Source organism: Rhodopirellula sp. JB055 (assembly GCF_043100905.1).
In the GTDB taxonomy this organism is placed as follows: domain Bacteria; phylum Planctomycetota; class Planctomycetia; order Pirellulales; family Pirellulaceae; genus Rhodopirellula.
Genome location: NZ_JBICHO010000471.1, coordinates 1 through 8,229 on the forward strand (window position 1 = coordinate 1; position 8,229 = coordinate 8,229).

General features: G+C 56.7%; 7 protein-coding genes and 1 pseudogene. 2 read left to right on the top strand and 6 right to left on the bottom strand.

What is annotated here, in order from left to right; genetic code table 11:
• The 5 genes and pseudogenes from ACF8AM_RS18600 to ACF8AM_RS18620 form a co-directional block, all read right to left on the bottom strand.
• Positions 1-224: pseudogene (locus ACF8AM_RS18600) on the bottom strand (molybdenum cofactor biosynthesis protein MoaE); the annotation flags it as partial.
• A 3-nt stretch (positions 225-227) separates the two neighbouring features.
• Positions 228-488, bottom strand: coding sequence for a MoaD/ThiS family protein (locus ACF8AM_RS18605; RefSeq protein WP_392557087.1), 261 nt, complete (start codon positions 486-488; stop codon positions 228-230).
• Positions 485-3,706 (bottom strand): FAD-binding and (Fe-S)-binding domain-containing protein, encoded by a 3,222-nt coding sequence (locus tag ACF8AM_RS18610; protein WP_392557088.1) that lies wholly within the window; start codon positions 3,704-3,706, stop codon positions 485-487. Before ACF8AM_RS18610 ends, ACF8AM_RS18605 begins: the two co-directional genes overlap by 4 nt.
• 46 nt (positions 3,707-3,752) lie before the next feature.
• The gene (locus ACF8AM_RS18615) at positions 3,753-4,388 is read right to left on the bottom strand and encodes a DUF2238 domain-containing protein (RefSeq protein ID WP_392557089.1); all 636 of its coding nucleotides are present in this window, start codon (positions 4,386-4,388) and stop codon (positions 3,753-3,755) included.
• A 5-nt stretch (positions 4,389-4,393) separates the two neighbouring features.
• A complete protein-coding gene (locus tag ACF8AM_RS18620) occupies positions 4,394-5,740 on the bottom strand; it encodes a redoxin domain-containing protein (RefSeq protein WP_392557090.1) in 1,347 nt (448 codons plus the stop codon).
• 99 nt (positions 5,741-5,839) lie between these two features.
• Here ACF8AM_RS18620 and ACF8AM_RS18625 point away from each other — a divergent pair, with 99 nt between their 5' ends.
• Entirely contained in the window at positions 5,840-6,667 is an 828-nt protein-coding gene (locus tag ACF8AM_RS18625; RefSeq protein WP_392557091.1) for an inositol monophosphatase family protein, read from the top strand.
• Positions 6,668-6,696: 29 nt separating this feature from the next.
• Here the strand turns inward: ACF8AM_RS18625 and ACF8AM_RS18630 are convergent, their stop codons facing one another.
• Positions 6,697-7,563, bottom strand: a complete 867-nt coding sequence (locus ACF8AM_RS18630) for a carbon-nitrogen hydrolase (RefSeq protein ID WP_392557092.1) — start codon at positions 7,561-7,563, stop codon at positions 6,697-6,699.
• Between ACF8AM_RS18630 and bioD the strand changes: the two genes are divergently transcribed.
• Positions 7,562-8,229 (top strand): dethiobiotin synthase (bioD, locus tag ACF8AM_RS18635; RefSeq protein ID WP_392557093.1); only part of this gene is annotated, 668 nt, incomplete at its 3' end. The genes ACF8AM_RS18630 and bioD overlap by 2 nt on opposite strands.

Here is an 8,229-nt window from a genome sequence, read left to right on the forward strand (position 1 = left end):
TCATGGTGGGCCGTGTACGAAAGTTCTTTCGTGATGGTTTCGCGATTGTCCTTCGTCGTCTTGCGGCGTGTCACGCCATGAAACCACAGGATCGCACCCGCGTCGGGGTGCGACAGCCAAGGTGGCTGGCGCGACAAAGAATGAACCATCGGTTCCAATGGTTCGTTTGTCAGCCGAACGTTAACGGCATCGAAAATCTCGTCAGTGGTTGCGTTGTTCGGCATCGATCAACCTCCACTGACTGGCGGGATCAAGGCGACTTCCGCATCCTGTTCGATCACATGGTCGGGTGAAACGTACCGTTGGTCGACCGCCAATCGTGATCGCTGAACGAGCGCTGCCAACTCTGTGTGTTGGTCGGATAGTTGCGTCATCAGCTCTTTTGCGGTGGGGCGTTCGGTCGTTTGCACCGTCACACGATCCGCGCCACCAACCGATTCGCTGGCACCAGCAAAGAGCAACACGTCGATGGAACAGGAATGGTTCATTCGGTTGTGCTTCGGGAAGGGGAGGATTGGCCGCGGAGATTCAATGCTGGCAGACGACCGTAGGAGTGTGCCAACAATTTCAGCGGATGAATCGCCTCGTAGTCACCACCATGTTCCATTTGCAATTTGCACGCACTGCATTCGGTGGTGGGGGCACTGGCGGATGCCTTGCGGACCGTGGAAACCATTGGCCAGCCAATTCGCAAACTGTTCCGATAATTCTTTCGTTGCAGTCCCCAGGTTCCGGCCATGCCGCTGCATCCTTTCGCGACGATGTCGACTTCCAGTTGCGGAATCAGTTTCATCAGGTTGGCTGCTGCCGTGTCGCTGTGAAGGACGCGGCTGTGGCAAGGTTGGTGATACAACATTCTGTGCCGAATGGGTTCGAATTCCAGCGTCAGCCGATTTTCCTGATGCAATGACCACAAGTAGTGGCAGGCTTCGAAACTGTGTTCGGCAACCAAGTGAGCGTCTTCCGTATCGAGCAAGTTGGGGTATTCGTGCTTCAAACACAGTGCGGCGGCGGGTTCGGTGGCGATCACGGTGTAACCCTGCCGAACCGCATCTGCCAACAGGCGGACATTGCGCTTGGCAATTCGGCGGGCACCCTTCAAATCGCCCGCGGTAATGCGTCCCATTCCGCTCAAGCTTTGCCCCGTGGGGACATAAAACCCAATGCGATTGTGTTGCAAGATTTCCGCGAGAGCGCGACCAATTTCAGGATCGTGGTAATTCGCGAAATGATCGACAAAGTAAACCACCTTCAGTCCACCGGCCGGTGAGGCTCGGTGCCAACGTCGCCGCACTGCGTACCGGACGAACGATTCACTGGCCAGCAACGGAATTTCGCGAGCGGCCGACAACCCCAGGGTTCGTTCGGCGAACCATCGCAAGGATCTCCGTCGCAGCATCCAGTTGGAGAGCCAGGCCACTCGTGAGCCCAACGCTGCCAGCATGTCGATCCGCCCAATCAACCAATCCGACAAGGTCAACCCATTGGTGGCAACGTATTGAGCCTTGATCTCGCCGACCACTTTGGGAATGTTGACTGAAGCCGGGCACTCCACTCGGCAGGAGTGGCAGTTAAAGCACAGATCGGCGACCGCTTTGGCGCGTTCGCCGGTGAGTTCCGAAACGGGCAATTGTCCGCTCAAGACACCACGCAACAGGTTGGCTTTTGCGCGCGGTGATGCTTCCTCGATCGACGTGATGCGGAACATCGGGCACTGCCGTTCATCGGACGCGTCGGCGCGGCATCGCGCGCACCCGTTGCAGGCTCGCGTTGTCGTCGTGATCGGTGCTCCACCGGGCCAATGTTGAAGCACTTCTAGCTGCGGCGCTGGTTGGTGAGGCATCAAGGACGAAACCCATTTGGCGGGTTCCGTTTCTGCGGATGTTGTGTCCTCCACTCGCTCGGTTTCACTCACCGGTTGGTTGGCAGAAGTTGATTCCTCGGTGTTCGCTGGCGTTGCCGAATCGATTTCGTCCGCGGGATTTTCCGATGTCATGGTCAAGGACGAAGGAATCACGCTGCGTCCCGAGGCCACGATTTCGATGGTTTGATCGAGTGGCCGCAGGTTCTCGTCTGGCTTTTGCAGCACCGCACCGAACAGCTTGCCAGGATTGAATCGGTGATAAGGATCGAACAGTCGTTTGACTTGGCCCATTGCCTGCCACAATTCGCCGGCTTGTTTGGGCATCAAGTACGAGCGGCTCAGCCCGGCGGCGTGTTCAACGCCGATCTGCCCGCCGCGGTCCCAAACAACGCTTGCGATTTCTTCGCTGAGCGGACGGATTTTTCGTCGATCATCTTCCTGTTGCAGGTCCAGCATCGGACGCACGTGCAGCTGGCCGTGACCAACGTGAGCAAAAATCGTCGCGGTGGCTTGATGGCGTTTGAGAACGTTTTGCACCGCCACCACCATCTCGGGCACTTGTTCTGGTGGCGAGTGAATGTCTTCCACAAACGGTTGCGGCATCTGCGTCCCACGAACGCGATATTGCCGAGGGATCACTCTGCGAAACAGCATCCAGTAGAGATCGCGAATGTCATCGCGGATGGTGTCCACCGATTCAAACGCTGCGTCGTGACCACTGGAAATGGATTGGCGCAAAATCGCGAGACGATCGTAGAGGTCCCCCAAGGACTCACCTTGAATTTCGACCAACATCGCGGCTTCGGCTTCGCGAGGAACCACGTCTGTGAAACGTTTTTCACCTTCTCGTGCGATCTGTAACAACCGGCGGTCCATCACATCGCAAGCGATCGGACCGTGTTGAAGAGCTGTCACGGCGGCTCGAGTGGCCGAGTCGAGCCGATGGAAAAAGAACAGCACCACCCCGCGATGAGCAGGGATCGCTTCGGTGCGAAGTGTGGCGTCGATCATCACCCCCAGCGTGCCTTGAGAGCCGCTGAAGAATTTCGCCAGGTCGACTCGATGGTTGGCGTCATAAAGATCGTCCAAGCGGTAACCACCACTGGCAGGCGACTGGACGAAGTTGGATTCGAGCTGGGTATGAAAGCGATTCCGGATTTCAACCAATCCACGCGAAACGCGGTTCACAAACGCCGCGCCGCCTGAAGGATCAAGGAAGGAAATGTTTGGGGCTTGAGGAGAATCCACCTCGCTGTTTTCGGCCGATGCGACTTCGTCATGGCCGGGGAGTGGATCGTGTTGCGACAGTTCGACGAGACGCCCATCGGCGGAGATCATGCGAAGCGACAACACTGTGTCCCGCGCCGAACCGCTGCGGAGATAGTGACTGCCTGAGGCGTTCGTCGCGATGACCCCACCCATGGTTGTGATGGAACGCGTGGCCGGATCCGGGCCGAACCAGCGTCGGTGTCCTTTGAGAAATCGGTTGACGCTCGCGAGTGTCGCACCACTTTGCACTGTGACCTGAGTGCCATCATCGGATGGCGAGATCCGTTTCATGTGAGCGGACATGTCGACCACGATGCCTGGGCCGACCGATTCTCCCGAAACGCCACTGCCACTGCCGCGCGCGTGGATGGGCAAGTCATTTTCGCAGGCGTACTGCACGGTCGTCGAGACATCGGCGGCAGATCGAGGCCGCACCACCGCCAGCGGCCGGATTTGATAAATGCTGGCGTCCGAGGCGTACAACTGAGTCGACACGGCATCGCACAAGACATCTCCGGAAACCAATCCGCGGAGGTCATCGTGAAGTCGTTGGCTATCAATGTCTCTTTGCATTGTCCCATTACGACGCCCAGTGACCGGTTCCGTCAAGACGCCCGAATCAGGCTCGTCGCGATTCGGTCCCCATCCAGTCAATGACAATGGCGAACAGACCACCGATTCCCGCGAGACAAAGATCTTTTTGAGCGTCCCAGGGGTCGTCTTGCTGCCCGTTGTAGGATTCGGCTTGAGCGGGTGAAAAGAGCACGGCGATTTGCCATTCCAGTACTTCATACCCGGCGCCCACAGCCATCACGATGCAAATCGAAAGAAACCAACCCCAACCCTTGGGAAGCGGCGACGGAGCGTGCGCTGTTTCCCAAGCTTGTCGGAGCCAATCAAACGCGACCGGGATGCCGAGACACCCTGACGCGAAATGGACTAAGCGGTCGTAGTGATTGCGCCGCCAGGCAAACAGGTCCGAGAGATTTTGCCCGAAAAGCGATTCGAACCAAGCGTCATAGGGCACGTTGGAATAAATCCAGCGTGCCCCCAAAAGATGCAGCACGATGAACGAGATCGCGCAGGCAAAAGGGATCGACGAAAGTCTCGCGTTGCTAGTCGACCAGAGCAGGCCCAACAGCATCGCGACAGTTGGGACGTGTTGCAGCCATTGCTCCGTCGGATACGGAGCCTTGATCAGCGACACGATCATCAACAGAAAAGTCGCCAGGACGACGAGCTTTTGACGATCCATGCGAGTCAAGGCTTGGGAGTACTGGTGTCCGCATCCGCGTCTTCCGTTGGTTCGGAAGCCACGGGAACTTCACCGGTCAGTTCGCTCAGGTATTGCCCGAGTCGTTCTTTCTCGTCCTCTGGGGCGGCTTCGATCGCACGAGTTTGCCACTCCACAGCCGAATCCTTGTCGCCCGCAACGGATTTCAGGTGAGCCATCGTGTCGTAGGCTGGCCACATCGCATCGTTGTCAGCGTTTTCTTCGCTCGCCAAAGCTGATTCGAGAGCCGACATGGTGGTGTTCAGGATTTCCTCGCTTTCATCCAGTCCCCCTTCTACGGCCTCGTAAACTTCCCAGGCCCAGCGGTTGATGGAAACGGCGTCTTCGGGAGCTGCGGCAATTCTTTCTTGAATGATTTCCAAGGCGATGTCGTTCTGCTGAGTCGCCAGAGCGGTTGGGAACCAAATGGATTTCAATGCCGTTTCGTACCGAGTGCCGGCAAACAGGTCGGCATGTTTTTGCAGCAACTCCAATGTGGTTTCATGTTTTTCCGCGCGGTTGGCCATGACGATCGAGCGAATCGCTAAGGAAATTTGTTGCTCCCGTTCGAAAGCCTCTCGCGCGGTTTCGCGGTCCCATTCGCCGTGGACGATGGCTTCCAATGGTTCGTCCATCGACATCGGGTGACCAATCCATTCAATGTGTCCATCGGTGCCCACGATGAAGGCGGTTGGGATACCGTTTTGTTTGGCGGCTTTCATGTAGTCCGCATTGACTGATTCGTCTGGGTCCGTGGTCAGGCTGTACGCCGAGGTCAGTTGGCCAAACGTGATGGGCTCGGCTTTCTCTGTGGTGTCGCCCTCTTCGTCGGATGCTTCTGCGTTTTCGTTAGCAGCGGATTCTTGGGTTCCGAGGATTTGGGGGCTGACTGGACGCTCCAAGAATTTGTTGACGGTTTCGAGATCTTCGGTGCTGACACTGACGATTCGAACGCCCTGGTCAGCGTACTTGCTTTGGAGTTCGGCCAAGTGAGGCATGCTGTACAGACACGGTCCGCACCAAGTCGCCCAGAACTCAACGACATAAACCTTGCCAGGTTCAAATTCAGAAATGGGCTCGGGGGACTCACCGACCCAGTGTTCGATGTCCAGGGTTGGGGCGGGGGATCCGATGGTCAGCGAATTGGGAGCATCTTCGGCCACTTTCTCCGGTTTCTTTTCGGCGGAGCCTTCGGCCTCGGGGCTTGGTTTGGGCACCACCAATTTCTTGGCTTCAACGGTGGGAGTCGTCGTGCGATCGTCCCCCTTGGCAATCCCGCCAGTACCAATCACAAAGCAACAAACAAACACACGAGCGGTCGAAGAGATTTTCACGACGGATTCCTCGTTGGGCAAATCGAATGGAGAGTCAGTGGGATGACTCCTTCACGATAACAGACAGCCGCCACCTCTAATTGACCGATGAGTTGAAAAATGTCCGAGAATGATTTGGGGCGGGCCGAGATACTTGAAACAGCGATCAAGGCCGCGAAAGCCGGCGGTGAAGTTCTTCGTCGCTACTTTGAAAATGGCGTGATGATGCGAGACAAATCCACGGACGGGGGCAAGACCTACGACTTGGTCAGCGACGCGGATTTAGAAAGCGAACGAGAAGTGGCAACGCTGATTCGCAAAGCTTACCCCAACCATGAACTGCTTGGGGAAGAGGACCTACAAGGTGGCGATTCCAAGGCGAAACAATTGTGGGTGATCGATCCGCTCGATGGAACCAACAACTTCGCCCACCATCTGCCTCATTTCGCAGTTTCCATCGCGTACTACGAGTCAGGGGTTCCAATCGTGGGTGTTGTCTACAATCCCATTCGCGAAGATTTATTCACGGCCGTTCAGGGGCAAGGCGCGTTTCAAAACGGAGAGCGAGTGCAGGTCAGCGAAGCCAGCTCACTGGATCAATGCATGATCGGTTGTGGGTTCTACTACGACCGCGGTGAGATGATGCGCGCCACGCTGGACGCCGTTGCAGAATGTGTTCGAAACGACATCCATGGCATCCGCCGGCTCGGTGCTGCGTCATTGGATTTGTGTGAAGTCGGTTGTGGAGGCTTCGATGCGTTCTTCGAGTACAAATTGTCCCCATGGGACTTTGCCGCCGGTGCTCTGTTCATCACCGAAGCCGGAGGCCAGATCACGACGGCTGCCGGCGGCGCCCTGCCTCTGGAAACGAGCAGTGTTTTGGCCAGCAACGGAAAGGTGCATTCGGCAATGCTCGGTATCACCAAACGGCATGCGATTCAAAATTGACGGTTGAACTGAATTGCCGACATCGTGCTTCAGTCAATCCATCGCTTGGTAAGGTCGCCGTAGGCATCAATGCGGCGATCACGTAGGAATGGCCAGTGAGTTCGGACGACATCGATGTCAGCAAACTGGCAGTCGGCGGATACGATTTGATCGCTGACGCAATCGCCTTGTGAAAGGATTTCTCCCCGAGGCGAGGCGATGAAAGACGAACCCCAGAATTCGACTGGGCCTTCGATCCCGACCCGGTTGGGGGCACCCAGGTAAATTCCGTTGGCGATCGCGTGAGCTCGCATGGCTGTCATCCACGCGTCACGTTGGCCCTCACCAAATTCTTCTTTTTCTTCATCGATCCAACCGATCGCGGTCGGGTAAAGCAGAATCTCCGCGCCCGCCATCGCGAACAAACGTGCGGCTTCGGGGAACCATTGGTCCCAGCAAATTCCCACGCCCAGTTTCGCGAACCGTGTTGGGATGACTTTGAATCCCAGGTCGCCGGGTATGAAATAAAACTTCTCGTAGTACAACGGGTCATCGGGGATGTGCATCTTTCGATAAACGCCTGCAATGCTGCCATCGGCATCGATCACCACGGCACTGTTGTGGTAAACGCCCGGGGCACGACGTTCAAAGAGCGGGGCCACGATCACGACGCCCAATCGTTCGGCCACGGGTTGCAGTGCTTGAGTCGTCGGCCCGGGAATCGATTCGGCCAGGTCAAAGTTTTGGTGGTCTTCGCTTTGACACGGGTAACATGTCGCGAACAACTCTTGCAAACAGATGACCTGGGCACCTTCCGCAGCGGCTTTCTCAATCCATTCAATCGATGCTTCGATCGACTTGTCCTTCGACCCCGCATCACGCATTTGAATCAACGACAATTTGACCGAAGAACTCATGGCAAGTCTCTACTTTGTTACAGGAACCGATACCGAGGTTGGCAAGACTTACTGCACCGCGAAAACAGTGGAACGCATGCGAGAATGCGGGCAGCGAGTGGGAGCCTACAAACCGGTGGCCAGCGGTTGCGACGTGCGGGCGGACGGGGAACGGTATAGTGTCGATGCCGAAACACTCTGGCAAGCGGCAGGGAAACCCAAAACTTTAAGCGAGGTTTGCCCGCAACTTTTTTTAGCCCCGTTGTCGCCACCTCGGGCGGCTGCCGAAGAAGGAACCCAGGTCGACTCCAACCGACTGCGGGACGGATTGGCGATTTGGTGCCAAGGTGATTTCGACGTCGTCATGATTGAAGGGGCCGGCGGACTGTTCAGCCCCATCAGCGATGATTGGCTGAACATTGATTTGGCAATCGAAATGGAACGCTGGGCGAAAGAGAACGGGCATTCGTTTCATTTGTTGTTGGTCGCTCCCGATCGGCTTGGCGTGTTGCACCAAGTCATCTCGACCTCGCGGGCGGCTGATTCTGCCGGAATGCCCGTTGGCGGGCTGATTCTGAATCGGTTGGATCGCTCCGCGGGTGCATCCACGCAATCCAACCACGAAGATTTGCTTCGATTATGCGCTGTGCCGCAGGTGGCTTCGGTGGAGCAGCACGGCGGCGATTT

What these genes read in the sequence shown, in the direction of transcription:
- ACF8AM_RS18605 (WP_392557087.1), bottom strand. Translation starts at nt 488, where the DNA reads ATGAACCATTCCTGTTCCATCGACGTGTTGCTCTTTGCTGGTGCCAGC.
- ACF8AM_RS18630 (WP_392557092.1), bottom strand. Translation starts at nt 7,563, where the DNA reads ATGAGTTCTTCGGTCAAATTGTCGTTGATTCAAATGCGTGATGCGGGG.
- ACF8AM_RS18615 (WP_392557089.1), bottom strand. Translation starts at nt 4,388, where the DNA reads ATGGATCGTCAAAAGCTCGTCGTCCTGGCGACTTTTCTGTTGATGATC.
- ACF8AM_RS18625 (WP_392557091.1), top strand. Translation starts at nt 5,840, where the DNA reads ATGTCCGAGAATGATTTGGGGCGGGCCGAGATACTTGAAACAGCGATC.
- ACF8AM_RS18610 (WP_392557088.1), bottom strand. Translation starts at nt 3,706, where the DNA reads ATGCAAAGAGACATTGATAGCCAACGACTTCACGATGACCTCCGCGGA.